This window comes from Sphingomonas sp. GM_Shp_2 (assembly GCF_026540875.1).
Taxonomy (GTDB): Bacteria; Pseudomonadota; Alphaproteobacteria; order Sphingomonadales; family Sphingomonadaceae; genus Sphingomonas; species Sphingomonas carotinifaciens.
On sequence record NZ_JALNUQ010000006.1, the window covers coordinates 40,985 to 63,667 of the forward strand.

22 protein-coding genes are annotated in these 22,683 nt (G+C 69.1%); 6 read left to right on the plus strand and 16 right to left on the minus strand.

Annotation, left to right across the window (positions count from 1 at the left end; all coding sequences use genetic code 11):
- Positions 1-13 precede the first annotated feature (13 nt).
- Positions 14-2,050, plus strand: a complete 2,037-nt coding sequence (gene flhA, locus OXR08_RS03560; RefSeq protein ID WP_267347852.1) for a flagellar biosynthesis protein FlhA — start codon at positions 14-16, stop codon at positions 2,048-2,050.
- Positions 2,047-2,811 (plus strand): FliA/WhiG family RNA polymerase sigma factor, encoded by a 765-nt coding sequence (locus OXR08_RS03565; RefSeq protein ID WP_267347698.1) that lies wholly within the window; start codon positions 2,047-2,049, stop codon positions 2,809-2,811. Before flhA ends, OXR08_RS03565 begins: the two co-directional genes overlap by 4 nt.
- 72 nt (positions 2,812-2,883) lie before the next feature.
- On the opposite strand, the gene OXR08_RS03570 is transcribed toward OXR08_RS03565, so the two are convergent.
- Entirely contained in the window at positions 2,884-4,650 is a 1,767-nt protein-coding gene (locus tag OXR08_RS03570) for an AcrB/AcrD/AcrF family protein (RefSeq protein ID WP_267347700.1), read from the minus strand.
- Between the two features lie 128 nt (positions 4,651-4,778).
- Between OXR08_RS03570 and OXR08_RS03575 the strand changes: the two genes are divergently transcribed.
- Together OXR08_RS03575 and OXR08_RS03580 are read left to right on the plus strand one after the other, a co-directional pair.
- Complete coding sequence (locus OXR08_RS03575; protein ID WP_267347702.1) at positions 4,779-5,186, plus strand: GtrA family protein; 408 nt, start codon at positions 4,779-4,781, stop codon at positions 5,184-5,186.
- A gap of 3 nt (positions 5,187-5,189) precedes the next feature.
- Positions 5,190-5,918, plus strand: a complete 729-nt coding sequence (locus OXR08_RS03580; RefSeq protein WP_267347704.1) for a class I SAM-dependent methyltransferase — start codon at positions 5,190-5,192, stop codon at positions 5,916-5,918.
- 144 nt (positions 5,919-6,062) lie between these two features.
- On the opposite strand, the gene OXR08_RS03585 is transcribed toward OXR08_RS03580, so the two are convergent.
- The 15 genes from OXR08_RS03585 to OXR08_RS03655 form a co-directional block, all read right to left on the minus strand.
- Positions 6,063-7,085, minus strand: coding sequence for a glycosyltransferase family 2 protein (locus OXR08_RS03585; RefSeq protein WP_267347706.1), 1,023 nt, complete (start codon positions 7,083-7,085; stop codon positions 6,063-6,065).
- 34 nt (positions 7,086-7,119) lie between these two features.
- On the minus strand, positions 7,120-8,547 hold the full coding sequence (locus OXR08_RS03590; protein ID WP_149681324.1) for a M48 family metalloprotease: 1,428 nt from the start codon (positions 8,545-8,547) through the stop codon (positions 7,120-7,122).
- 71 nt (positions 8,548-8,618) lie between these two features.
- Positions 8,619-9,491, minus strand: coding sequence for a flagellar type III secretion system pore protein FliP (gene fliP / locus OXR08_RS03595; protein ID WP_267347710.1), 873 nt, complete (start codon positions 9,489-9,491; stop codon positions 8,619-8,621).
- Positions 9,488-9,796: a flagellar biosynthetic protein FliO gene (locus OXR08_RS03600; RefSeq protein ID WP_112381670.1), complete on the minus strand. Its 309-nt coding sequence runs from the start codon at positions 9,794-9,796 to the stop codon at positions 9,488-9,490. Before OXR08_RS03600 ends, fliP begins: the two co-directional genes overlap by 4 nt.
- A 13-nt stretch (positions 9,797-9,809) precedes the next feature.
- Entirely contained in the window at positions 9,810-10,100 is a 291-nt protein-coding gene (fliN, locus tag OXR08_RS03605; protein WP_112381671.1) for a flagellar motor switch protein FliN, read from the minus strand.
- Positions 10,097-11,035, minus strand: coding sequence for a flagellar motor switch protein FliM (locus OXR08_RS03610; RefSeq protein WP_112381672.1), 939 nt, complete (start codon positions 11,033-11,035; stop codon positions 10,097-10,099). The genes fliN and OXR08_RS03610 overlap by 4 nt, the downstream gene beginning before the upstream one ends.
- 3 nt (positions 11,036-11,038) lie before the next feature.
- Positions 11,039-11,710 carry a flagellar basal body-associated FliL family protein gene (locus OXR08_RS03615; RefSeq protein WP_267347714.1) on the minus strand — a complete coding sequence of 224 codons (672 nt, stop codon included), beginning with the start codon at positions 11,708-11,710 and terminating at the stop codon, positions 11,039-11,041.
- Positions 11,711-11,722: 12 nt separating this feature from the next.
- Positions 11,723-13,507 carry a flagellar hook-length control protein FliK gene (locus OXR08_RS03620; protein WP_267347716.1) on the minus strand — a complete coding sequence of 595 codons (1,785 nt, stop codon included), beginning with the start codon at positions 13,505-13,507 and terminating at the stop codon, positions 11,723-11,725.
- Between the two features lie 30 nt (positions 13,508-13,537).
- Positions 13,538-13,966 (minus strand): hypothetical protein, encoded by a 429-nt coding sequence (locus OXR08_RS03625; RefSeq protein ID WP_267347718.1) that lies wholly within the window; start codon positions 13,964-13,966, stop codon positions 13,538-13,540.
- A complete protein-coding gene (locus tag OXR08_RS03630; protein WP_267347720.1) occupies positions 13,963-15,297 on the minus strand; it encodes a FliI/YscN family ATPase in 1,335 nt (444 codons plus the stop codon). Before OXR08_RS03630 ends, OXR08_RS03625 begins: the two co-directional genes overlap by 4 nt.
- The gene (locus OXR08_RS03635) at positions 15,291-16,040 is read right to left on the minus strand and encodes a FliH/SctL family protein (protein ID WP_112381677.1); all 750 of its coding nucleotides are present in this window, start codon (positions 16,038-16,040) and stop codon (positions 15,291-15,293) included. The genes OXR08_RS03630 and OXR08_RS03635 overlap by 7 nt, the downstream gene beginning before the upstream one ends.
- A complete protein-coding gene (gene fliG, locus OXR08_RS03640) occupies positions 16,033-17,052 on the minus strand; it encodes a flagellar motor switch protein FliG (protein WP_112381678.1) in 1,020 nt (339 codons plus the stop codon). Before fliG ends, OXR08_RS03635 begins: the two co-directional genes overlap by 8 nt.
- Positions 17,052-18,758 carry a flagellar basal-body MS-ring/collar protein FliF gene (gene fliF / locus OXR08_RS03645; protein ID WP_267347724.1) on the minus strand — a complete coding sequence of 569 codons (1,707 nt, stop codon included), beginning with the start codon at positions 18,756-18,758 and terminating at the stop codon, positions 17,052-17,054. The genes fliG and fliF overlap by 1 nt, the downstream gene beginning before the upstream one ends.
- Before the next feature lies 1 nt (position 18,759).
- Positions 18,760-19,134 carry a flagellar hook-basal body complex protein FliE gene (fliE, locus tag OXR08_RS03650; RefSeq protein ID WP_112381680.1) on the minus strand — a complete coding sequence of 125 codons (375 nt, stop codon included), beginning with the start codon at positions 19,132-19,134 and terminating at the stop codon, positions 18,760-18,762.
- Positions 19,131-20,408 carry a sigma-54 dependent transcriptional regulator gene (locus tag OXR08_RS03655; protein ID WP_112381681.1) on the minus strand — a complete coding sequence of 426 codons (1,278 nt, stop codon included), beginning with the start codon at positions 20,406-20,408 and terminating at the stop codon, positions 19,131-19,133. Before OXR08_RS03655 ends, fliE begins: the two co-directional genes overlap by 4 nt.
- 298 nt (positions 20,409-20,706) lie before the next feature.
- Between OXR08_RS03655 and OXR08_RS03660 the strand changes: the two genes are divergently transcribed.
- The gene (locus OXR08_RS03660) at positions 20,707-21,573 is read left to right on the plus strand and encodes a flagellin (RefSeq protein WP_267347729.1); all 867 of its coding nucleotides are present in this window, start codon (positions 20,707-20,709) and stop codon (positions 21,571-21,573) included.
- A 187-nt stretch (positions 21,574-21,760) separates the two neighbouring features.
- Positions 21,761-22,615 (plus strand): flagellin, encoded by an 855-nt coding sequence (locus tag OXR08_RS03665; RefSeq protein ID WP_276589315.1) that lies wholly within the window; start codon positions 21,761-21,763, stop codon positions 22,613-22,615.
- The last annotated feature ends 68 nt before the right edge of the window (positions 22,616-22,683 follow it).

Consider the following 22,683-nt stretch of genomic DNA (forward strand, 5'->3'; position numbering starts at 1 on the left):
CTCCGGCCGCACCATGGCGCTGCCCGCCGCGATCCTGCTCCTCGTCATCGTGATGATGGTGCCGATCCCGCCGGCGCTGCTGGACATCTTCTTTGTCGCCAACATCGCGATCAGCCTGCTCGTGCTGATGGTCGCGCTCAATGCGCAAAAGCCGCTCGACTTCTCGGCCTTTCCAACCGTTCTCCTCTTTGCGACGCTGTTCCGCCTCGGCCTGAACGTCGCCTCCACCCGCATCGTCCTCGTCCACGGGCATGAGGGCGAGAGTGCGGCCGGCCATGTGATCGAGGCGTTCGGCACCTTTCTGATCGGCGGCGACTATGTCGTCGGTCTGTTCGTCTTCGCGATCCTGATGATCATCAACCTGATCGTCGTGACCAAGGGTGCGGGCCGCGTGTCCGAGGTGTCGGCGCGCTTCACCCTCGATGCGCTGCCCGGCAAGCAGATGGCGATCGACGCCGACCTGAACGCCGGCCTGATCACCCCGGACGAAGCCAAGGCGCGCCGCGTCGAGGTGTCCACCGAGGCCGATTTCTACGGCTCGATGGACGGTTCGTCCAAGTTCGTGAAGGGCGACGCGGTTGCCGCGATGCTGATCCTGGCCGCCAACATCATCGGCGGCCTGATCCTGGGTCCGGTCAGCCACGGCATGGGGATCGGCGACGCCGCGCGCACCTATATCCTGCTCGCGATCGGCGACGCGCTCGTCGCGCAGCTGCCCTCGCTCATGCTCTCCATCGCCGCCGCCGCGATCGTCACCCGCGTGTCCTCCGACAAGGATCTCGCCGGCCAGATCGGCTCGCAGTTCGCCGCGTCGCGCACCTGGACGCCGGTCGCCGGCATCCTCGGGCTGCTGGGCATCCTCCCCGGCATGCCGCACCTCGTGATCCTGCCCGCCGCCGCCATCGCGGGCTTCGCCGCCTGGAAGCTGCGCCAGATCGAACGCCGCCCGGTACCGCCCCCCGCCGCTCCGGTTGCCGAACCCGTCGACCAGAGCCGCATCGGCTGGGACGAAGTGACGGAGACCATGCAGGTCAACATCGACATCGGCTACGGCCTCGTCCCCCTCGTCGACCAGCGCCGCGGCTCCCCCCTGATGGCCCGCATCACCGGCGTCCGTCGTCAGCTCTCCAAGGAACTGGGCTTCGTCGTGCCGCAGGCACGCGTGCGCGACGACATCAACCTGGCGCCCTACACCTACCGCCTGATCATCAACGGCGTCATCGTCGGCGAGGACCAGGTCTCGCCCGACGAGATGCTGGCCCTCAACACCGGCCAGGGCGTCGGCCACCTCAACGGCAAGACCGCCAAGGACCCCACCTTCGGCCTGGACGCGACCTGGATCGCCAAGGGCGACGCCGATGCCGCGACGGGCATGGGCTATCTGGTGGTCGACCCCGGCACCGTGATGGCGACGCACCTCAACCATGTGCTGGGCTCCAACGCCGCCGAGCTGCTCGGCCCCGACGAGGTCCAGGCGCTGCTCGACGGGCTGAAGGAAACCGCCGCCCAGCTCGCCGGCTCGCTCAGCCCCAACCCCCTCCCCCTCACCACCCTCACGCAAGTGCTCAAGGGCCTGCTTTCGGAGAACATCGCCTTGAAGGAGTTCCGCCGTATCGCCAGCGCGATCGCCGTCGCGGCGCAAAAGACGCTGGATGCCGAGGAAATCGTCGAGCTGATCCGGCCGCGCCTCGGTTCGCTGATCATCCAGAAGCTGTGCGGCCCGCGCGAACCGTTGCGCGTGATGACGCTCGACGGTCATCTGGAGGCGCTGCTCGGTCAGGCGGTGCGCGGCGACGCCAGCCGCCGCCATGTGATCGACCCCGATCTCGGCCGCCGCATCACCGATTCGCTGTCCCACGCCGCGCAGCCGCTGATCGCCGAGGCGCGTCCCTTCGCCCTCGTCGTGCAGCCCAGCGTCCGCATCGCGATGCGCAAGCTGTTGCGCACCGTGCTGCCCGATACGCCCGTCCTGTCCTTCTTCGAGGTGCCCGAAGAAAAGGCCGTCGAAGTCGTCGCCGTCATCGGCGCTCCGCAGGCGCTGGCGGCATGAGCGCGCTCCCCATGCAGCAGGCGTTCCACGACGCCCCCGCCCTTGACGGCGCACCCCTGACCTACAAGCCGCTGAAGCGCGCCGGGGGCGATGCCGATGCGCTGATCCGCCAGCATCTCCAACTCGTCCGCCGCATTGCGTGGCATGTGCATGGCAGCATGTCGAGCTTGGTGGAGGTGGAGGATCTGGTCCAGGTCGGCCTCGTCGCATTGGTCGAGGCCGCCGCCACCTTCGAGGAACGCGGCGTCGCCTTCCGCCAGTATCTCGCCACCCGCCTGCGCGGCGCGATGATCGACGAACTCCGCCGTCAGGCGACCACCACGCGCGGCGCGATGCGTCGCCGGCGGCAATATCACGAGGCGGTGGGCGCACTCACCACCCCGGGCGGCCAGGCCCCGACCGATGCCGCCGTCGCGGCCAAGCTGGGTGTCACCGTCGAGCGCCTGCGCGCCGATTATACGACGGCCGAGGCGGTGCGGTTCGAGCCGATCGACGAACTCTATGCCGACGACCTTCCCTGGTTCGCCGACGACACCCCCGACGCCTTCGAACAACTCGCCGACGGGGCGCTCCGCGACGCGCTGATCCAGGCGATCGGCGCACTGCCCGAGCGCGAGGCGCTGGTCATCCAGCTTTATTATGTCGAGGAACTGAACCTGGAGGAGATCGGCCAGGTGATCGGCGTCGGCGCCGCGCGCGTCTGCCAGATCAAGGGCGCGGCGCACGCCCGCCTGAAAAAGGCCCTCGCCGCACAGCGTTAGCGTCCTTTCCCTCTCCCACCGGGAGAGGGAGGGAGCGGCGCAGCCGCGGAAGGGTGAGGGCGACCAACCGGATCACTCGATCCGGTACAGCCTGAGCGGCGAGCCCTTGGCGATCGGCAGCGGCACCAGCCAGCCCGGCACCCAGCCGCTGGCCATCCGGTCGTAGAAGCCGCCCGGCGCCCGCGCCCGGTAGTTGGTCGATTCGGACATGTTGGGGCACAGCAGCAGCAGCGTCGCGCCGTGCCGCTTCATGATGCCCCGCGCCTGCGCCTCCGATCCCTGAAACGCATGCTGCACGTCCAGGATCGCGTCACCGTTGCGGTGATAGGGCCCCGCGATCGCGCTGTGATGCGTCGTCACGATCAATCGCGGCCCCAAATCGACAAAGGTGAACACCGTCTGCGCCGGATAGCGGTTCAGCCGCGACAGCACGGTGGTGCGCATGCAATTGCCGGTCGCCGCGTTGACGCGCTTGGCATAGGCCTTGGGCCGGTCGATCGGGAACCACTTGATCGCCAGCCCGGCGAACAGGCCCGAGACGAGCAGGAACCCCGCCACCGTGCCGCCGACCCGCACGATCAGCAGCCGGTGGTTCAGGAACCAGGGCAGGATCAGCCAGCCGAGCGCGGCGGCACCGGGCACCGCCAGCAACTGCGCCGCCGGCCCGGCGCGCGCCTGCCACAACAGCATCATGCATGCAAAGGCGGTGAACAGCGTCACCGCCGCCCAGGATCCCGCCACCCGCGTCGCCCGCGCCGCCCATGTCGCCCAGATCGCGCCGAACAGCCCGATCAGCGGCAGCACGACGATCGGCAACGCCATGCGCAACGGATGTTTGTAGATCGGCTTGGCCTCGCGCACATTGTTCAGCCAGTTGCGCTGCAACTCGGGCGAGACCTGTTCGGGCCGCGTCAGGCATTGCGGAAACAGCATCGCAAAGCCGATCGCGATCCCCCCGCCCGCCACCAGCGCCAGTGACAGGCGTGCGCCCCTGGATGCCGGGTTCACCCGCGCCAGCACGAACAGCAGCGCCCCCGCCGCCATCGTCACCGACAACCATACCGGGGTCAGCGCGTCGCAACGCATCGCGTAATTGGCATTGGAGGCGAAGGCGACGAAGCCCGCCGCACTTCCCCCGCCCAGCGTCAGCGCATAGATGCCCAGCCGCGGCGCCTCCCCCCGGTCCCATACCCAGCGCAGGGCGATGATCGCGCCTGCCATCGCGGCATAGGGCAGCATCTCCAGCCCGATGGTCAGCGAGGCCGCGCTCGCCAGCCCCACCATCATTCCGCCACGCCGTGCTTGCGGATCGCACAACCCCGCCACCGTCACGCTCAGCATCGCCAGTTGCCAGCCATGATGGTCGATGCGCTCGGGCATGAACATCAGCATCGTCGCCGCCGTGCCGAGCAGGAAGGCGATCGCCAGCGGCCAGGCGGCCGGCGCGATCAGCCGGCGGACCGTGGCGCCCAGCGCCAGCATGGTGACCGACAGCGGGATCAGGGGCGCGATGCCGACCGCCAGCCGCTCCGCCCAGCTATTGCTGGTGAACAGGCGAAAGAACAGGATCAGCCCGGCGATCGGCAGGTCGACGAGGCGGCTCCAATGGATGTCGAAGCCCACCGGCGGGTTCAGCCGATACTGGCGCAGATCGTACCAGCCCTGCCCGCCCAGCCAGGCGCGCACCTGCATCAGCCGCATATTGTCGTCGGTATCGCCCAGCGACATCCAGCGTATCTGGTTCCAGCGGTCATACACGAACCAGGCGGTCACCGCGGCCCACGCGATCAGCGTCAGCAGCTTCCAATGCCGATCGAACCCGGCCTCCAGACGACCCAAAGATGCTTCCTTCACGCGTCCATCCGCCCTAAGGCCCGGCCTTTCGGGCAAGTCGCGCCGGTGTATAGCCGGCGGCGCAAAGGGCAAGACGGGCGTTGAGACAAGACGGGGTCGCATTGGTGCAACGGATGGAGCGGCTACGCGCGAGCTGCATCGTCGGCCAGCTCGTGCGCTTCGCGATCGTCGGCGGCCTGTCCGCGGTGATCTACTCCGCGGTCTATCTGCCGCTCGCCACCTGGGCGCTGCCGCCGCGGCGCGCATGGCTGGCGGTATTCCCGGCCTTTGCCGTGGCGGTGGCCTTCGGATTCGTCTTCCATTCGCGCTGGAGCTTCAAGGGCCATGGCACGCGGGGCGAGGGGCCGGGCCAGCAGGTGAAGTTCGTCGCGGTGCAGGCATCGGGCATGGTGCTGAACGCGGTCTTCACCTGGGTCATCACCGGCTGGCTGGGCGGTCCCGTCTGGCTGCCGCTGGTGCCCGCCGTCACCGTCACCCCCCTCGTCACCTACGTCATCAACCGCCAGTGGGTATTCGGATAAGCCATGGACCGCATCGTTTACGACCGTATGGCCGCGCATGATTCCACCCATTGGTGGTACCGCGCCCGCCGCGACATCCTGGCCGATTACCTCACCCGCTACGCCGCGCTGCCGGCCGATGCGCGCATCCTGGAAATCGGCTGCGGCACCGGCCACAACCTGCCGATGCTGAGCGGTTTCGGCCGGGTCGAGGCGATCGAGATCGACCCCGCCGCCCGCGCCATCGCCGGCGAACGCCTCGGCCGCCCGGTGGGCGACGCGCCCCTCCCCGCGCTTCCCGGTGTCGAGCGCGGCGCCTACGACCTCGTCGCGGTGCTCGACGTGGTCGAGCATATCGAGGATGACGTCGCCGCCCTGAAGGCGATGGGTGGCCTGTTGAAGCCGGGCGGCAAGATCCTGATCGCGGTGCCGGCGCATCAATGGATGTGGTCCGCGCACGACGTGGTGAACCATCACCACCGCCGCTATTCCAAGGCGACGCTGGCCGCCGCGATCGAGCGGGCCGGCCTGCACGCGAAGAAGCTGACCTATTTCAACTCGCTGCTCTTCCCGCTCGCCGCCGCCGCGCGCCTCGCCGGCCGCATGACGGGCCGCGACGACAGCGACGATTCGCCCCCGCCCAAACCGCTCAACGCCGCGTTCGAGACCATCTTCCGCCTGGAGCGCCACCTCGTCGGCCGCCTGCCGATGACCCCCGGCGTCTCGATCGTCACGCTGGCGGAGCCAAAATAACGGTTTTCAAGAAACCGTTCGTGTCGAGTAGAGACCGAGTAGGCTCGCAGAGCCGTATCGAGGGCTCGTATCGAGACACCCGGCGCTACGGGTCATGCCCCTCGATACGCCGTCTCGATACGCGGCGTTGCCGCTACTCGACGACTACTCGGGGCGAACGGGTGCAGGAGGAAGCGTGGGCTCGACCACCCCCACCGGCTCCACCCGGAACCCCAGCGTCGCCCGCCCCTGCACCGGCCCGGCGACATCGGCCACGATATACAGCGGCCGCCGCTTCGACTCGATATACAGCCGCCCCAGATATTCGCCGATCATCCCCAGCACGAACATCTGCACCGCGCCCAGCACCACGTTGACCAGCATGGTCGAGGTCCAGCCCTGCACCGCCGATCCCGATAGCCAGCCCACCGCGATATAGACGATCAGCAGCAGCGACACCGCGGTCAGCGCCAGCCCGACATGGCTTGCCCAGCGCAGCGGCGCGGTGGAAAACCCCGTCACCGCATCGAAGGCGAGGCGCATCATCTTGCCCAGCGGATAGTTGGTTTCGCCCGCATGCCGCTCGGCGCGGTCATAGGCGAAGGGCACCTGCCGGAACCCGACCCATGCCACCATGCCGCGGATGAAGCGCGCCTGTTCGGGCAGCGACATCAGCGCGTCCAGCGCCCGGCGACTCATCAGGCGGAAATCGCCGGTATCCAGCGGGATCGCGGTATCCGTCATCCGGTCGAGCATCCGGTAGAAGATCGCCGCCGTCGCCTTCTTGAACAGCGTCTCGCCCGCCCGCTTGCGCCGCACCGCATAGACCACATCGGCATCCTGCTCGACCATCGTGCGCCGCATGTCGGCCAGCAGTTCGGGCGGGTCCTGCAAATCGGCATCGATGATCAGGATCTGCGCACCGCTGCACAGGTCCAGGCCGGCGGTCAGTGCCAGTTGGTGGCCATGGTTGCGCGACAGGTTGATCGCCACCAGCCGGGGGTCCGCAGCGGACAGTTGCTGCATCACCGCCCAGCTCTCGTCGCGCGATCCGTCGTTGATGAGGACGATCTCGTAATCCTCGCCCACCGCCGCACGTGCCGCCGCCGACACGCGGGCATGGAGCAGCGCCAGGCACGCGGCTTCGTTGTAGCAGGGGATGACGACGGACAGCGCGGGACGATTCATGATCGCGGCGGTGTAGCCGCGCGCGGGTCGCGCGTCACCCGTTGACGATCACCTTCACCAGATGGCCGGGCGTCAGCGGCGCGTCGGGGTCCAGCCCGTTCAGCGTGATGAACCGCTCGCGCTGATAATCCCGGTACGCCATCTGCCGCGCCAGGCTGTCGACGGTGTCGCCGGCCTTTACCGTCACGATCCGCACCCGCTTGCCCTTGATCGCCGCCGCTTCCGCCGGGGTCAGCGTGGCGACGCTGTCGAGCAGCGGCGCGAACGGCCCGACCCCGCTGCCCGCCGGCGTCACCAGCGTGAAGGTATAGATCGCCGAGGGGAAGCGATAGGCGACCACCGTCGCATCCACCGCCCGGTTGTTGGCCGATGCCCGCGCGGTGCGATAGGCATAGGACAGGCCGTTCGCCGTTCCGCTCCGCAACTCGCCCGCCGGGGCGGCCGAAGATGCATTGCCCGCCAGCGTCGCGAAACGCGCGTTGATCGCCGCGGCCAGGTCGTTGCCGCGCCCGATCTGGAACTGCGCCTGCCCGCCCTGCCCGGCGACGGTCACCGCATCGGTGCCGTTGGCGATCTGGTATCCGCTGGGAGCGGAGAAGCGCAGCCGCAGGTCCGGATGGCGGAAGGTCTGCCCGTCGATCACCCCCTGCGACGGATCGTCGTCATAGGGCAGCCCGTCCAGCATCCGCAGAAAGCCCGTATCCTGCGCCGGGTTCGTCTCCGGCCGGCCCGTTTCCGCCGCCAGCTTCACCGCGCGGCGCACCCGGTCCTCGCTGTTGGGGTGGGTCGAAAACCAGCTCGGCACCGCGGTCGCGTCGCGGCCCGAGGTCCGCTGCGCCAGTTGCGAGGACGCACCCAGCGCCGACAGCATGTCGGCGGCGGCATAGGGGTCGTAGCCGGCCGCGGTGATGTAGCGCACGCCCAGCCCGTCCGCCTGATATTCCTGGTTGCGGCCATAGCCCAGCACGCCCAGTTGCGCCGCGCTGCTCACCCCCTGCCCGATCAGGTTGCTGCCGGTGAGAAGCCCTGCGCCCGCCGCCAGGATCGATCCGATCGTCGATGCCCGCTGCCGCCCCTGCGAATGGCGCGCCGCGACGTGACCGACCTCGTGCCCCAGCACCGAGGCGAGTTCGGCCTCGGAATTCATCAACGCCAGCAACTGCCGCGTGACATAGACATAGCCGCCGGGGATCGCGAACGCGTTCTCCACCGGCGAGTTGAGCAGCGTGACGGTGAAATCGCCCTGCGCGTTCGACAGGCCGGACTGCACCGCCACCCGCTTGCCGACCCGCTCGACATAGGCCGCCTGCGGCCCCCGATACGGCCCGCCGAATTCGGCGAGCAGTTCGGGATTGGCCCGCGCCCCTTGCGCCTTCTCGCTCGCGGAGATGGCGCGCGTCTGGGCAAGGGCGGGCGTGGCGGTCAGCGCGACAAGCGCGGCGGCGGTGATGAAATGGCGCATAAGGCTCCCTTTCCCTGCGGAAAGCACAAGATGCGGCTAGGTTCCGGCTGATGCGGCCCGCGGCATTCCCGCTATGTCGCGAAACTGTTCGCCAGGCTGCCCATGGTCAGCGCCCATCCATCGACCAGCACGAACAGCAACAGCTTGAACGGCAGCGATATGATCGAGGGCGACAACATCATCATGCCCAGCGACATCAGCACGGTGGCGACCACCAGATCGATGACGATGAACGGCAGAAAGATCAGGAACCCGATCTGGAACGCGGTCTTCAGTTCGCTGGTGACGAAGGCGGGGAGCAGCACCGCATAGGGAATGTCGTTCGGCGAGGCATAGGGGCCCGATTTCGCCATCTGCGCGAACATCGTCACGTCCTTCACCCGCGTCTGCTTGGCCATGAAGGCGTGGAGCGGCGCGCCGGCGGCCTGGATCATCTGCGTGCCGGCCAGCCGTCCTTCCGCATAGGGCTGGATGGCCTGGCTATTCATCTGGTTGATCGTCGGCGCCATGATGAACAGCGACAGGAACAGCGACAGGCCGATCAGCACCTGGTTGGGCGGCGTCTGTTGCAGGCCCAGCGCCTGGCGCAGCACCGCCAGCACGATCACGATCCGGGTAAAGCTGGTCATCATCAACAGGATGCCCGGCAGGATCGTCAGCAGGCCCATGATGATCAGGACCTGGAGCGACAGCGACAGCGAGCCGGACTGGCCCGTGCCCCCGCCGCCCAGCTGGCCCAGCGCGCGGTCCACCGCATCCCCCACCCCCGGCGCGGGAGGGGCCGCGGGCGCCGCCTGCGCAAAGGCCGGCATCGCCACGAAGAAGGCGACCACGATCGCCAAGAGGATCCAGATCAGCCGCAATCCGCCGCCCGCACGCGGCGACTGCGCGCGCCCCTGGATCAGCGCCGGCCCGGTGCCGCGCCGCGTGACCGAGATGCTCATGCCCGGTGGTTCCTGTCCGGCACGAAGCGGCCGAGGCCGCTCGGCTCACCCGCCGCGTCGATCTTGTCGACCAGCGTCACCCCGCCGCGCCCGACCGAGACGAGCAGCCGCCGCCCCTCGAAATCGATCACCGCCAGCCGCAGGCCGGGCGAGATCATCATCGTCTCCTTGACCGCGATCGTGCGCGCCTGCGTCTTGCCCGGCAGGCGCGTCTCCAGCTTGCGCCACGCATAAAGGCATCCGATCATCAGGCCGCAGACGAGCGGCAACAGCACGACCAGCTTCAGGATATAGGACCACATCATGGGCGTCGGGGCCTCAGGCGCGCTTGTCGGGATTGACGAGCTCGGTCATGCGCACGCCGAAGCGGTCGCCCACCGTCACCACCTCGCCCCGGCCGATCAGCGTGCCGTTGACGAACACGTCCAGCAGTTCGTTGGCGCGGCGGTCCAGCTCGATCACGCTCGATTCGCCCAGCGCCAGCAGCTCGCGCAGCGACAGCTGCGTCGATCCGATCTCGACGGTCAGCTTCACGTCCACGTCCTGGAGCAGCCGGAAATTGGCGGTCACCGATCCATCGATCGGAAAACCGCCGGTCATGTCGTTCATTGCAGCGATCCTTCGGTGCGAACTAGGGAGGTCAGGCGCACGGCGGCATGGCCGTTGGCGGCGCCCACGGTGCCGGTGCCCAGCAGGTCGTTGCCGACCATCACCGGAACCTCGGGACCGAAACTGATCGGAATGACGTCGCCGGGCTTCAGCGTCATCAGCGTCTGGAGCGGCACGACCGGCTCGGCCAGCACCGAGCGGACGGTGAAGCGCACGCCCATCACCGCGCGGGTCAATTCGCTGCGCCAGCCCGGATCGGTGTCGACGGGCTTGGACACCACCTTGCCGGTCAGCGCGGCGCCATGCGGCTTCAGCGCGGATACCGGATAAAGCAGGTCGATGAACACCGGCAGGGCGGTGCCCGCCGCGATGCCGAAGCGGGTGACGATCATCGCGTCGTCACCGTCGAAGCCGGGCAGCATCGCCGCGCTCGCCTCGGGCCGCGCCGGCACGAACTCGATCCGGGCCAGCGGCTCCCAGGCCTGGCGCAGCGGCTCGACCAGCATCGCGCCCAGCCGTTCCACCATCGCCTCAGTCGCGGGCGAGAATTCGCTCGGCAGCATCGCCGGTGCCGCACCCGACCCGCCGAAGAACAGGTCGAGCAATTCCAGCACGAACCGTCCGTCCAGCACGCACAGGCCCTGATCGGCCTGTGGCGGCATGGTCAGCGGTACCCAGGCGGTCAGCGCGTCGCCGCGCTCCGCCCGGTAATCGGCGAAACGCTGGACGACCAGCGGCTCGGCCCAACTGCGCACTTCCTGACGCAACAACGGCTCGAACAGGCTCCTGAGCGACCGCGCATAGCGCGCGGACAGGTGCTGCAACGTGTGGAGGTCGCCGAACGGATTGAGCTTCGCCTCGCCCAACAGGCCGTGATCGGCCGATGCGGGGCGGGCGCGCTCGCGTCGTTCTGCGATGTCCGGGCCGTTAACCATGCCTCACTGAACAACGAAATTGGTAAAGTACACGTTACTGATTCCGCCAAACCCCTCTTTCTGCCGCAAAACCTGGTTGATTGAATCGGCCAGCCGCTTCTGGAGCTGCTTCTTGCCCGCGCTGGAGAAGACCTGTTCCTCCGTCGTGTCGCCCAGCGTCATCAGGATCGCCGAGCGGACCGCGATGTCGTTGGTTTTCAGGTTGTTGATGACGGTATCGTCATAGGGCGTCGACACCGCGATCCCGACCTGGATGAAGTGCACCGAATCGGTCAGGTTCGACGTGAACTCCTTTTCCATGGCGAAATAGTTGGAGGCATAGCGCTCGCCCCCCACGCCCGGCGTGGGAGAGGGCAGGCCGGCATGCTCCTCCGGCGCGGCCTCGCCCGATTCGCCGTGGCCGCCACCCGATTCGCCACCGCCCTCGCCGCCGCCGCCATGTTCGCCGCCTTCGCCGCCCTCGGCGCTGCGCTTCTGCTCCGCCTTGGGGATCAGCTTGGGGCCATGATCCTCGGCCCCGCCATGCCCGCCGCCGCCGATCAGGCCGGAATTGGCGGCGTACAGCCCGGCGCCCATGCCGCCGCCGAGCAGCGCCAGCAGGCCGACGCCCATGATCAGCATCTTGCCCAGCTTGCCCTTCTTCTTGGGGGGCGCGTCTTCCTTGGTGTCGCTCATGTCATTCTATCCTCAGGCGATTCGTGTCGCGGCGGCGCTGTCGTCAGGCAGCGAATCGGCAGGGCTCCCCGCCGATGTGCGGTTGCGCAGGGTACGCGGCTGATGCTGCTGTTGGGTAAAGGCCCGGTCCTGCCCCGGATTTTGTCCCATATCCTGCCCGCCGCCGGTCATCTGGCGTGCATCCGGCGTGGCCTCGCCCAGCTTCAACCCGCGCGCGCTCGCCAGGGCGGTCAGTTCCGGTTGCGCCTGGGCCAGCATCGCGCGCGTTTGCGCCTGTTCCGCCTCGAAACGGACATGCACCTGATCGTCGCGGCGGCTGATCGCGATGTCGATCGTGCCCAGCGCGTCGGGCACCAGCCGGATGCGCGTATCGTTCGCATCCGCCTGATCGCGCAGCGCCTCGATGCGGTCGATCATCCCCTGCGGCCACTGGTCCTGCCGCATGTCGAGCGGCGCGTCCTGCGCCGCGGCGGTGGCCGGCACCGTTGCCACCGGCGCGACCAACCCCGGTGCCAGGGGTGCCTCAATCGCCCCGCCCCTGTCCTCCCGCAGCCCGGCATCGCGGTGCAGTGCGCTGGCGAACAGCTGAAACGCCGGGGCGGCATCCCCCGCCTTGATCGGCTGGGGCATATCCGCCGTCGCCGATCGCGGCGCCGCGCCACGATCCATTACCGGCGAAATCTGCATGGCTCCATCCGAACCCGTCGCAGGCCGGATCGCCGCCGGCGCACCCTGCCCCGTCCGGCTTGCACCGACGGGTTGCGGGGCCGCGAAGGATGATGGCGTTGCCTCACCCGAAACCGCCGCCGGTCGGACCGACGCCGGAGCAGACGGCGCGCCGGGCTCCATCTGCACGGTTATGCCGGCCGGTTGCGCTGCCGCTGCGCCGGTATCGTTCGCCACCGGCGCCTGCGCCACACCCCTGTCGGCACCAGCCTGCGTCGTCACCGGCAGGGCGAAGCGCGCCGGAACGGGCACCGCCAGCGGCGCGCCGGGATTTGCGGCCACCGATCGGGGCACGGCATCCGTGCCGGGCTTGACCACCGTCACACCGGTGGGAAGACCGCTTCCCGCCGCGGCCTTCGCGAAGCGCGCGGGTATGGCCATCGGCGCTGCGCCCGCCACCGGACCCCTGTCGGTCGCCATCGCGGCGGGCAGGCCCATCTTGTCCCCCCCGGCGGGGAATCCGACCGGTGCCGATCCGCCCGGGGCCCCACCCGGCACCGCCAACGGCTGCGTCGATGGGGACGCGACCGCTGCCGGCGCCGGATCGATCGACGCGCGAGCCCCATCGGACCGCGACGTCACGGCCGCCGGCACGTCGAACGTCGCCGGCGCCTCGGCGGCGACCGTGGCAAGCTGCACGACGGCAAGGCCGGTGCCGGCCAGCATCGCCGGCCGTGGGGAACCGCCGCCCTGCGCCACGCCGGGCATCATCGGCTCGGCGGCCACCGGCGTCGGCGACCCGGTGGAGGTCGGCGCAACCGGATCGATCGCCACCGGCACCACCGGCACCACCGGCATCGCCACCATGAACGGCACCATGCCCATCGCCGGCAGGACCCCCGCCTCTTCCGGCAACGCCCCCGTCCCCTCCGGCAACGCCTTGCCGCCGGTGGCATCATCCTGCCCGGTCACTGCCGGTGTCGGCACCGCCGCGGCATCCGCCGTCCCCTCCTGAAGCGACAGGAACGACGCCAGCGACAGCGCGAATGCCGCGCCGTCGCCCACCGGCATCGCCCCTGTCGCCCCGGCGGGCGCGGGCGCGCGGCCGATCGCACTCGCGATCTCAATCATGATGAACCCCCAACGTCATGAAGAACGGGATCAGCAAGGATCGTGCCGGTTCTTCCGATTGGCCGGCGCGTCTTCCAGCGCGCGCATTTCGCGCATGACGGCGGCGGCCTGTGCCCGCTCGATCAGCTTTTCGACCGCGCTCTGGTCGCGCTTGGCGCTGCGGGTCTGTTCGGCCGCCGCGTCCGCCTGCTGCTCGGCCTGCGCGATGCGGCGCAGCGCGATTTCGGCAGACTGGTGCAGCCGCTCGCGAAAATGCGCCGCCGCCATCAGCGACACACTGGCCGACGGCGCGGTCGGCACCGGCGCCACCGCATCGACCAGCCCGGCGATCCGCGCCGAAAGCGCCTGCTCGCTCGCCACCTGCTCGCGGGCCCGCGCCTCATCCCCCATCCGCAGGTTCAACTGCAGCGTGCGCACCCGGTGGATACGCGCCAGCGTCGCCTCGCGCCGCTTGCTCATCCGTCGGTGCCGAACACGCCGACCAGCTCGTCGACCGCCATGTCGATCGGCACCGCGCTGTCGTAATCCTGCCGGATATATTCCATCACCGCCGGATGCGCGGCGATCGCATTGTCGATCGCGGCGTCGGTACCCGCCCGGTACGCGCCCATCAGCACCAGGTCGCGATTTTCCTCATAGGTCGCCAGATGCCGCCGCAGCACGCGTGCGGCCTTGGCATGCGGCTTGGACACGATATCGTTCATCACGCGGCTGACCGAGGGACCGATGTCGATGGCCGGATACACGCCGCGCTCGGCCAGTTGCCGGCTCAGCACGATATGCCCGTCCAGGATCGAGCGCGCCGAATCGACCACCGGGTCGTTGCCGTCGTCGCCGTCCGCCAGCACGGTGTAGATCGCGGTGATCGACCCCGTCCCATGCGCATCGGCGCCCGCCCGCTCGATCAGGTTGGGCAGCATCGCGATGGCGGACGGCGGATATCCGCGCGCCGAGGCCGGCTCGCCCAGTGCCAGCCCGATCTCGCGGCCCGCATGCGCGACGCGGGTCAGCGAATCCATGATCAGCAGTACCTTCTTGCCCTCGGCGCGGAACGCCTCGGCGATCGCGGTCGCGCGCAGGGCGCCGCGGATGCGCAGCACCGGCGAATGATTGGCCGGCACCGCGACCACCACCGACCGCGCCCGCGCCTCGCCCGCGACCTTGGTTTCCAGAAAGTCGGCGACCTCGCGGCTGCGCTCGCCGATCAGGCCGATGACGATCACGTCCGCCTGTGCCGCGCGCACCATCATGCCCAGCAGCACCGACTTGCCGACGCCCGATCCCGCCATGATGCCGACCCGCTGGCCAAGGCCGATGGTCAAGAGCCCGTTGATCGCCCGCACGCCGACATCCATCGGCGCCAGCACCCGGCCGCGGTCCAGCGGCGATTGCAGCTTGCCCGCCAGCGGCCAGCGCGCCGCACCCCGGATCGGTCCCAGTCCGTCGATCGGCTTGCCCGCGCCGTCGACGACGCGGCCCAGCATCGCGGCGCCCACCTCCGCCTCGCCCGGCGCGCCCATCGGCCTGACGGGTGCGCGCGGCAGCAGCGGCGCCGGCCCGCCCAGGTTCATCATCAGCGTGCGGCCGTTGCGGAAACCGATCACCTCCGCCTCGATCCGCGCATCGCCCTCGCCGCCGACCTCGCACACCGTGCCGACCGCCAGGTTCAGCCCGACCGCCTCCATCAGCAATCCGTCATAGGAGGACAGGCGCCCGGACACGCGCGGTGCCGCGGTGAAATCGGCACTGCCCAGCGTTCCGAGGTAATCGGCGGCGAAACGGTTCAGCATGCGGGAACGGGCACCCTGTCCATCGCCTGCGCCAACTGGTCCAGCCACAGGGCCGGGCCATCCTCGACCACGGTGGAGGCGCTTTCCAGCACGAAGCTGCCGCGCGCCACGCTTGCGTCACCCACCGGAAAAACCGTGTCCGGCAAACGCCCTTGCAGCAGCGCGACATCGTCGGGGTGCACGCGCAGCAGCGCGGACTCCGCCGCATCGGCCAGCATCTCGCTCGCCACCTCGACGCGCCCGGCCAGCCGCTCGGCGGCGACCCCGACCTCGCCCACCAGCTTCGACACCAGGAACAGCACCGTCTGCCGTAACTGCCCCGCCAGCGCCTCGCGATCGATCCGCCCCCCGCTCAGCGCCGCCTGGATCCCCACCAGCAGCGCATCCTCCTGCAACTGCGCCTGCGCCTGCGCTGCCGCCATTCCCTCGGCAAACCCCGCGGCATGCGCCGCCTCCACCGGATCGATGAACGGCGTCGCGTCCAGGCACGGGTCCATCATGTCCCAACCCGCGGTCGGATTGGCTTCGCGGTCGGCGGGGCTGAAATGCTTGGGCGCCACCATCTCGGGCTCCGGCTCGGGCATCGGCCCGGCCGGGGTCGCGCGCGGCGTGAAGCCCACAGGACTGCGCACCTCGATCAGGTCGACCGCCGCGAAACCCGCCGGCTGGGGCGAGAAGGCCTGGTGCAGGGCCGCCGCCGCCGCATCGTGGCGCGCAGCGAAACCGGCAATGAAATCAGACATAGTCGTCCTCGCCGCCGCCCATCACGATCGTGCCGTCCTTGGCCAGGTTGCGGGCGATCTGGATCATCGCCTTTTGCGCTTCCAGCACTTCGGACAGCTTCATCGGCCCGCGCCCTTCGATCTCGTCGCGCATATTGTCGGCCGCGCGCGACGACATGCAGCCCAGGAAGCGGTTGCGCACGCCCTCGTCCACGCCCTTGAGCGAGCGGACCAGAATGTCGCCATCGACGTTGCGGATCAGCGTGCCCAGATTCTTGTCGTCCAGCTCCAGCAGGTTCTCGAAGACGAACAACGCTTCCTCGATCTGCTTGGCCAGTTCGCGATCGATCTTGAACAGCTTGGGCATGACGCGCTGTTCGGTCGCCTTGCGCGCGCTCGACAGGATCTTGGCCGCCTCGCGCGTGCCGCCCAGCGTGACGCCCTGCGCCTGCTGGCCGCTGCCGCTTTGCCGCGTGATCAGGTCGCGCAGCATGTCGATCGCCTCGGGCGCCACCGGGCCCAGCCGCGCGATGCGGTGCAGGATGTCGGGCTGCACCGCATCGGGCAGCAGCTCCAGCACCTGCCCCGCCACCGCCGGATCGCAATTGGCGATCACCACCGCGGCGATCTGCGGATGTTCCTTGTCCAGCATCGCCGCGATGTCGGTCGGGTCCAGCCAGGCGAGCAGTTCGATTTCGGCGGCCGCCTCGGGCGGCGTGATCCGCGCCAGCACGCTGTCCGCCTTGGCCGGCCCCAGCGCGCGGCTCATCACCGCCTCCACCACCGGGCGCGGCTCGAACGCGATGGTCGCGCGCTGCCGGGCGGCGGACACGAAGGTGTCGAGCACATCCTCGACCTCCTGCTCGCTGACATCGGCGACGGCATACATCGCGCGACCCAGTTCGCGCACCTCGTCCGGGTCCAGCTTCTGCAGGATGGCGGCGGCTTCGTCCTCGCCGACCAGCATCATCAGGACCGCGGCACGCTCCACGCCGGTATAGGTGCGCGCGCCCGCGGCAACTTCGGCGTCCATCAGTTCGCTTCCGCCTTGATCATGTCGCGCACCGCCAGCGCCGCGCGCGCCGGGTTGTCACGGGTGAAGCCGCGCACCGCGCCGATACGCTCGTCGAAATTGCGCGTCGCCTCGATCTGCTCCAGCGTCACGGGCGGCTGCACCGCGATGCCATCCGGCCCGGTCACGGCGGCGGCATCCTCGCCCTCCGCCTCGCCTGCCGCGCCCATCGGCAGCGCCTTGGTCTCGTCTTCCTTCTTCTTGGTCATGCTCTTCACCAGCGGGCGGACGCCCAGCAACAGGACGAGCAGCGCGATCACGATCGCGGTGCCGTTGCGCGCCAGCACCGGCAGCCAGGCATTGTCGTACCAGGCCGGGCCGTCGGTCGCGGCACCCGTATCGGCGAACTTGCGGCTGATCACGGTGACGTTGTCGTTGCGCCCCTGGTCGAAGCCGACCGCGCTCTTCACCAGATCGCTGATCTGGTTGATCTCCATCGCGGTGCGCCGGCCGGTGGTGGGATCGCGCAGCAGCACCGCCACGGTCAGCCGCTTGATCGAGCCCGGTGCGGCACGCGTCACCGACACTTCCTTGCCCAGGTCATAGGCGCGCTGGAAGGTATCGGACTGCTTGGCGGCATTGGGCGCCGCGCCACCCGCCACCGGCTGGTTCTCCGGCGTGCCGGGGGTGCCCGGCGCGGGGTTGGGCGGCACCTGCAAGGTGCTGGCCGGCGGCGGCGTGTTGGACAGCGCACCGGGAATGCCCCCCGGCGGCGTCGCATTCGCCAGATTGCCCGTCCAGTTGCCCGTCTCGGCCCGCAGGGTGCCCTGCTTGTCGTAGGATTCGCGTGTCGCGCTGGTCTCGTCCAGATTGACCTCGGCCTGCACCTCGGTGGTGAAGTTGCCGCTGCCGACCAGCGGGGTCAGCAACTGGATGAGCTGGGTGCGATACTTGTCCTCCAGCCGGCGCTGGAACTCGATGCGGCGATCGTCGCCATTGCCGGCGGCCGCGCCGTCCTTGGTCAGCAGCCCGCCCATCTGGTCGACGATCGTCACGCCCGACGGCTTCATGCCCGGCACCGACGAGGCGACGAGGTTGACGATCGACTGCACCTGCGCGTCGGACAGCGACCGCCCGGCGTTCAGCTTCAGGATCACCGACGCCGACGGCGCCGCGCTGTCGCGCACGAACACCGACGCCTCGGGCATGGCGAGGTGCACCCGCGCCTCGGCCACCGCGTCGATCTCCTGGATCGATCGCGCCAGTTCGCTCTCGCGCGCCTGGCGCAGGCGCTCGCCCTCCACCGCGCGGCTGACGCCCATCGGCAACTGGTCCAGGATCGCGTAGCCGCCCGGTGCTTCCTTGGGCAGCCCCTGGCCCGCCAGCAGCATCCGCGCCTTGGAATAATCCTCCTCGCTCACCGTCAGCGCGCCGGTCGCATCGTCGATGCGGCTGGCGATGTTGCCGGTGGACAGCGCGGTGGTCACCGCCTGCTTGTCCGCGTCCGACAAATTGCTGAACAGCGTCTTTTGCGGCGGGGTGGACAGGCTCATCCAGGCGAGTGCCGCCGCCGCGATCAGGCCGATCAGCAGCGCCATCGGCGCGGAACGGCGCACGGCGGGCTGCGCCAGCACGCCCTTGATCTGGCGCAACGGGTTCGCGAAGCGTTCGGGGAGTTGCGGGCCGCCCGGCGTGGCGGGGTTGGCGGGTGTCAGCGCTGTGCTCATGTTACACCGGCATGCTCATGATGTCCTTGTAGGCGGACAAAAGTTTATTTCTCACTTGCAGCGTCGCCTCGAACCCGACCGAGGCCTGCTGGCGCGCCAGCATCACCTTGGCGATGTCCATGGTCTCGCCGCGCTCATAGCTTTCGGACAGCTTGGCGGCCTGTTGCTGGCTGTCGTTGACGCTTTTGACCGCCTCGTTCAGCGTGTCGGCAAAGCTTGCCGGCTGCGCGCTGGCCGCCGCGGCTGCACCCTCGGCGGCCTGTGCGCCACCGGTCTGTGCCGCGGCCTTCAGCGCCTGGTTGCGCTCCAGGATCTGCGCGCGCAGCGCCATCACCCGGTCGACGCCCATGGCGCCGTTGACGCCCCCGATACTCATGCGGACAGCGCCTTACGCCCGGGCAGGCCGACATCCTCGCCCTGCTCGCGCGCCTTGGCCAGGCGGTAGCGCAGCGTGCGCTCCGAAATCCCCAGCCGCCGCGCGGTCTCCATCCGGCTGCCGCCGCATGCGGCCAGCGTTTCGCGGATCGCGGCGAACTCGCTCATCTGCACCACCTTGCCCAGCGTCGCCGGCACGGCGGGCTGCGCGGCGGAGGACAGGTCGACATCGTTGGCGACCATCGGCCGGTCGAACACGATATGGCTCGCCTCGATCGTGTCGCCGCCGGCGAACAGCAGCGCGCGCTGGATCACATTCTCCAGCTCGCGGACATTGCCCGGCCAGCTATGCTCGACCAGCGTCTCGATCGCCTCGGCGGTGGGCCAGGGAATGGTGCTGCGGCTGCCGGCATGGCGCAGGATCATCGTCGCGGCGAGCGCGGGGATGTCGCCGCGACGCTCGGCCAGCGCCTTGGTGGTCAGCGGAAACACCGCCAGCCGGTAATACAGGTCGGCGCGGAACCGGCCCGCCGCCACCTCGGCCTGCAGGTCGCGGTTGGCGCAGGCGATCACCCGCACGTCCACCGCCTGCGGCAGGCTGGCGCCCAGCGGCACCACCTCGCGCTCCTGCAGCACGCGCAGCAGCTTGGCCTGGAGTTGCAGCGGCATCTCGGCGATCTCGTCGAGCAGCAGCGTGCCGCCATCGGCCGCGCGGAAGAAGCCCTCGCCGCCCGACGACGCACCGGTGAACGCGCCCTTCTGGTGCCCGAACAGCAGCGCTTCCAGCATCGCCTCGGGAAGTGCTGCGCAGTTGATCGCGATGAACGGCTTGTCGGCGCGTGCCGAATTGGCGTGGATCGCGCGCGCCAGCACTTCCTTGCCGGTGCCGGTCGGCCCGTTGATCAGCACGGTGATGTCGGCCTGCGCCACGCGCTCGGCCAGCGTGAACAGCGCCAGGCTCTCCGGGTCCGCCGCGGTGGGCATGCCCGCCCCCGCCAGCAGCGCCCGCATGAAGCCGTTGCCGACCGCCCCGTCCTCCGGCCCGAACGCGATCCGCGTCGGCAACCCGTTGCCGGGCCGCTCCAGCCGCCGCCCGGCATCCCCCACCACGATCGTCCGCGCCGGCGCCGCGATCGCCTCGTCCTCGGCGACCAGGAAGGTATCGCCCGGCTGGCCCGCGCCGCCTTCGACCACGGTCATGCCCTGCGCGCGGAGCGACGACAGCAGCGCGTAACGGCGCTTCGCAAGAACGGCAGAGGGAAGAATCGACGGCATCGGAGGGACATTCCTTTCGCCGTCCCCAATGCTCGATTCGTCCCCAAAAAAAGGTTAATTCGGCCGCTTGCCGGCAAACTATTTCCGGGCGCGTCGCCCCCGTGCGTGAGCACGCGCGCGCAGGCCCGCATCGCGCCCGCGCGAGGAGCGCCCCGGCGGCAACCAAACCGGCAAGACCGGCAAGATTTTTCCGACATCCGGCTAAAACCTGCCGCCGCCTTGCCGTTTCTCCACTTGGCGGCTCGGTGATCCGATGGGGATCGGAAAGGTTCGCCGAGCAAGAGATGGAGTTTCCGAAATGACCGTTATTGCCAGCAACATCAGCGCGCTGCGCGCCACCGCCGCATCGACCTCGGCACAGAACGCGCTGGGCAATTCGATGCAGCGCCTGTCCACCGGCAAGCGCATCAACTCGGCCAAGGACGATGCCGCCGGTCTCGCCATCTCGGCGTCGATGACCGCGCAGATCAAGGGCATGAACCAAGGCATCCGCAACGCGAACGACGCGATCTCGCTGGCCCAGACCGGCGAAGGCGCGCTCGACGAGGTCAGCAACATGCTGCAGCGTATGCGTGAACTGGCGGTGCAGAAGGAAAACGGCACCTACTCGGCAAACGACAAGACGAACATCAAGTCGGAGCAGGACGCTCTCGCGCAGCAGATCAGCAACGTGCTGTCCAACACCTCGTTCAACGGCATCAAGCTGTTCGACGGATCGACCGCTGCCACGCCGGCTGCAGGCACTGATGGCAAGGTCAGCATTCAGGCAGGCGCGAATGCCAGCGACAAGATCGAGGTGACGCTGGCTCGTCTTACCGACGACGCGGCCGTGACCAACGTCATCACCGCCGCCGTCGCAGGCCCGCCGGCCGTTCCTGCTTCGGTCAATGCCAGTGCAACGCTCGCCCAGTTCGACACCGCGATCGGCAAGGTTGCCAACGTCCGCGCCGGTCTCGGCGCCGCACAGAACCGCATCCAGTCCGCGGTCAACAACCTGACTTCGAACGCGACCAACCTGTCGGAAGCCCGCAGCCGCATCGAGGACACCGACTTCTCGGAAGAAACGACCGCACTCGCCAAGGCGCAGATCCTCAGCCAGGCGTCGACCGCGATGCTCAGCCAGGCGAACCAGTCGCAGCAGGGTGTGCTGAAGCTGCTCGGCTAACCGGCCCGATCCCACCGCCTCGGCCCGGCCGGGGCGGCAGGTACCGACACCGGCCTTCCCCTGCGGAAGGCCGGATTTTGGCGATGAGAATCTTTTCTATAAAGGTGGCGGCTGAACGGCCGTTCTCTGTCGTGGAAGCTCGACCTTCGCCGTGGGGGCGCGGAGAGCTTCGAGACGGAGAATGACCATGACGGTTATTGCAAGCAACATCAGCGCGCTTCGCGCGCAGGCGGCGTCCACCAACGCCACCAACTCGCTCAGCACCTCGATGCAGCGCCTGTCCACCGGCAAGCGCATCAATTCGGCCAAGGATGATGCCGCCGGCCTCGCGATCGCCGCCTCGATGAGCGCGCAGATCAAGGGCATGAACCAGGGCATCCGCAACGCCAATGACGGCATCTCGATGGCGCAGACCGCCGAAGGCGCGCTGGACGAGGTCAGCAACATGCTCCAGCGGATGCGCGAACTGGCGGTGCAGAAGTCGAACGGCACCTATTCCGCCAACGACAAGCTGAACATTTCTGCCGAGCAGGACGCGCTCGCGGCACAGGTGTCCAACATCGTCCGCAACACGCAGTTCAACGGGCAGAAGCTGCTCGACGGATCGGCGGGGACCGCGGGCGCCGTGACGATCCAGGCCGGCGCCAACAGCAACGACGCCATCACGATGACGTTCGGCGACCTCACCACCGCCACCGAGCTGACCAACGTCATGGTGCTGGGCGATCCGAGTGCGGCGACGCCTACGACCAGTTCGGTGAAGACCACCGCGACGCTCGAACAGTTCGACACCGCGATCGGCAAGGTCGCCAATGTCCGCGCCGGTCTCGGCGCGACGCAGAACCGTATCCAGTCGGCGGTGAACAACCTGACCGCCAACGTCACCAACCTGTCGGACGCGCGCAGCCGGATCGAGGACACCGATTTCTCGGAGGAAACGACCGCGCTCGCCAAGGCGCAGATCCTCAGCCAGGCATCGACCGCGATGCTCAGCCAGGCGAACCAGTCCACGCAAGGCGTGCTCAAGCTGCTCGGGCAGTAATCCGCCCGAAGCCCCGGCGCCGCGCCCCCACTCGGGTGCCGGGGCCGACCGACGCTGTTCCAGCACGG

What these genes read in the sequence shown, in the direction of transcription:
- fliP (WP_267347710.1), bottom strand. Translation starts at nt 9,491, where the DNA reads ATGAGCATCTCGGTCACGCGGCGCGGCACCGGGCCGGCGCTGATCCAG.
- OXR08_RS03665 (WP_276589315.1), top strand. Translation starts at nt 21,761, where the DNA reads ATGACGGTTATTGCAAGCAACATCAGCGCGCTTCGCGCGCAGGCGGCG.
- fliF (WP_267347724.1), bottom strand. Translation starts at nt 18,758, where the DNA reads ATGAGCACAGCGCTGACACCCGCCAACCCCGCCACGCCGGGCGGCCCG.
- OXR08_RS03630 (WP_267347720.1), bottom strand. Translation starts at nt 15,297, where the DNA reads ATGCTGAACCGTTTCGCCGCCGATTACCTCGGAACGCTGGGCAGTGCC.
- OXR08_RS03655 (WP_112381681.1), bottom strand. Translation starts at nt 20,408, where the DNA reads ATGCCGTCGATTCTTCCCTCTGCCGTTCTTGCGAAGCGCCGTTACGCG.
- fliN (WP_112381671.1), bottom strand. Translation starts at nt 10,100, where the DNA reads ATGAACGACATGACCGGCGGTTTTCCGATCGATGGATCGGTGACCGCC.
- OXR08_RS03585 (WP_267347706.1), bottom strand. Translation starts at nt 7,085, where the DNA reads ATGAATCGTCCCGCGCTGTCCGTCGTCATCCCCTGCTACAACGAAGCC.
- fliG (WP_112381678.1), bottom strand. Translation starts at nt 17,052, where the DNA reads ATGGACGCCGAAGTTGCCGCGGGCGCGCGCACCTATACCGGCGTGGAG.
- fliE (WP_112381680.1), bottom strand. Translation starts at nt 19,134, where the DNA reads ATGAGTATCGGGGGCGTCAACGGCGCCATGGGCGTCGACCGGGTGATG.
- OXR08_RS03580 (WP_267347704.1), top strand. Translation starts at nt 5,190, where the DNA reads ATGGACCGCATCGTTTACGACCGTATGGCCGCGCATGATTCCACCCAT.
- OXR08_RS03660 (WP_267347729.1), top strand. Translation starts at nt 20,707, where the DNA reads ATGACCGTTATTGCCAGCAACATCAGCGCGCTGCGCGCCACCGCCGCA.
- OXR08_RS03565 (WP_267347698.1), top strand. Translation starts at nt 2,047, where the DNA reads ATGAGCGCGCTCCCCATGCAGCAGGCGTTCCACGACGCCCCCGCCCTT.
- OXR08_RS03600 (WP_112381670.1), bottom strand. Translation starts at nt 9,796, where the DNA reads ATGATGTGGTCCTATATCCTGAAGCTGGTCGTGCTGTTGCCGCTCGTC.
- flhA (WP_267347852.1), top strand. Translation starts at nt 14, where the DNA reads ATGGCGCTGCCCGCCGCGATCCTGCTCCTCGTCATCGTGATGATGGTG.
- OXR08_RS03635 (WP_112381677.1), bottom strand. Translation starts at nt 16,040, where the DNA reads ATGTCTGATTTCATTGCCGGTTTCGCTGCGCGCCACGATGCGGCGGCG.
- OXR08_RS03615 (WP_267347714.1), bottom strand. Translation starts at nt 11,710, where the DNA reads ATGAGCGACACCAAGGAAGACGCGCCCCCCAAGAAGAAGGGCAAGCTG.
- OXR08_RS03610 (WP_112381672.1), bottom strand. Translation starts at nt 11,035, where the DNA reads ATGGTTAACGGCCCGGACATCGCAGAACGACGCGAGCGCGCCCGCCCC.
- OXR08_RS03590 (WP_149681324.1), bottom strand. Translation starts at nt 8,547, where the DNA reads ATGCGCCATTTCATCACCGCCGCCGCGCTTGTCGCGCTGACCGCCACG.
- OXR08_RS03575 (WP_267347702.1), top strand. Translation starts at nt 4,779, where the DNA reads ATGGAGCGGCTACGCGCGAGCTGCATCGTCGGCCAGCTCGTGCGCTTC.
- OXR08_RS03620 (WP_267347716.1), bottom strand. Translation starts at nt 13,507, where the DNA reads ATGATTGAGATCGCGAGTGCGATCGGCCGCGCGCCCGCGCCCGCCGGG.
- OXR08_RS03625 (WP_267347718.1), bottom strand. Translation starts at nt 13,966, where the DNA reads ATGAGCAAGCGGCGCGAGGCGACGCTGGCGCGTATCCACCGGGTGCGC.